The following is a 208-nucleotide window of genomic DNA, read 5'->3' as shown; positions in this document are numbered from 1 at the left end:
ACTTACCGCAACAACTGCCGGTTTACTAGCTGTTGAGGTTTCAATCGTGAAAACAACTGGTGTCGTATTCAAAACATATCCTTCGGGTGCTTTTGTTTCAATAAATTGATAGTCTCCTGGTGCTAATTCTGTGATTGATACGGTTCCTTTTTTATCTGAAACCAGATTTTCATGAATTATTCTTCCATCTTTATCGATAATTTTAAAC

The 208-nt window shown here is 35.6% G+C and carries 1 protein-coding gene; it reads right to left on the bottom strand.

Going from position 1 to position 208, the window contains the following annotated elements:
* The coding region (locus tag IAE20_RS16720) for a prealbumin-like fold domain-containing protein (protein WP_200529628.1) at positions 1-208 on the bottom strand (208 nt) is incomplete at both ends.

Origin of the sequence: Acinetobacter sp. S54 (assembly GCF_016624945.1) — a bacterium.
Taxonomy (GTDB): Bacteria; Pseudomonadota; Gammaproteobacteria; order Pseudomonadales; family Moraxellaceae; genus Acinetobacter.
The sequence above is the reverse complement of the archived record's forward strand: the minus strand, read 5'-3'. Positions and strand labels throughout refer to the sequence as shown.